The organism is Micromonospora sp. D75 (assembly GCF_018070405.1).
Classification (GTDB): domain Bacteria; phylum Actinomycetota; class Actinomycetes; order Mycobacteriales; family Micromonosporaceae; genus Micromonospora; species Micromonospora chalcea.
Window position 1 is genome coordinate 1 of record NZ_JAGPXV010000981.1, and the last position, 1351, is coordinate 1351.

The 1351-nt window shown below is 77.1% G+C and carries 1 protein-coding gene; it reads left to right on the plus strand.

Features of this window, described 5'->3' with window-relative positions:
* The coding region (locus tag KBX39_RS31305; protein WP_210874010.1) for an SDR family NAD(P)-dependent oxidoreductase at positions 1 to 1351 on the plus strand (1351 nt) is incomplete at both ends.

Sequence of the window (1351 nt, forward strand, 5' to 3'; positions counted from 1 at the left end):
GGGCCGCGGTCGAGGCCGAGGACCTGGAGTCGCTGGCCCGCGACCTCGACGTGCACCGCGACCAGCCGTTCGGCACCGTGCTGCCCGCCCTGTCGGCGTGGCGCCGGCGCGGCCGGGAGCAGGCCCTGGTCGACGGCACCCGCTACCGGGCGGTCTGGGAGCCCATCGCGGAGACCTCGCAGGAGCAGGACCCCGGCCGGTGGCTGGTGCTGCTGCCCGCCGACCGGGCCGACGACCCCGACCTGCACTCCTGCACCTGGGCCCTGGGCGCCGAGGTGAGCATCGTGCCCGTGGACACCGCCGCCGACTCCGAGGAGCTGTGCGGCGGGTTCGCCGACGTGCTCACCGAGGCGCTCGGCGCGGGCGACGGGCCGCTGTCGATCCTGTCCTTCCTCGGCCTGGACGACGCCCCGCACGCCGAGCACCCGGCGCTGCCGCGCGGCCTCGCCGCGACCGTGCACCTGCTCCAGCAGCTCGTCGACCTCGACGCCTCGGTCCGACTCTGGTGCGTCACCCAGGGCGCCGTCAGCCTCGGCGACGGCGACGCCCCGGCCAACCCGCGGCAGGCGATGCTGTGGGGCCTGGGCCGGGTGGCCGCGCTGGAGCAGCCCGCCCGCTGGGCCGGCCTGGTCGACCTGCCCACTGACCTGGAGCCGTGGACGGCGATGCGTCTCGGCGGCATCCTCACCGGCGGCGGCGTGGAGGACCAGCTCGCCGTCCGCGAGTCCGGGGTGCTGGTGCGGCGGCTCGTACCGGCCACCACCACCGACGGGGAGCTCACGGCGTGGCAGCCCCGGGGCACGGTGCTGATCACCGGCGGCGCCGGTGCGCTCGGTGGGCACGTGGCCCGCTGGGTGGCCGCCGAGGGCGCGCAACGGGTGGTGCTGACCAGCCGGCGGGGGACCGGCACCCCGGGCGCCGCCGAGCTGATCTCCGAGCTGGCCGGGCTCGGCGTGGACTGCCGGGTGGTCCGCTGCGACGCCGCCGACCGCGCCGCCGTGACCGACCTCCTGGCCGACCTCCGGCGGGAGGGGCCGCCGCTGCGCGCGGTGGTGCACGCCGCGGGGGTCAGCGAGGTGGTGCCGCTGGCCGACACCACCCTGGAGGACCTGGCGTACGTCATCGCCCCGAAGGTCTGCGGCGCCGAACACCTCGACGAGCTGCTCGGCGACGCCGAACTGGACGCGTTCGTGCTCTTCTCGTCCATCGCGGCGGTGTGGGGCAGCGGCGGACAGGGCGCCTACGCGGCCGGTAACGCCTACCTGGACGCGCTCGCCGAGCGGCGACGCGGCCAGGGCCGGGCGGCCACCTCCATCGCCTGGGGACCGTGGACCGAGTCGGGCATGTACAC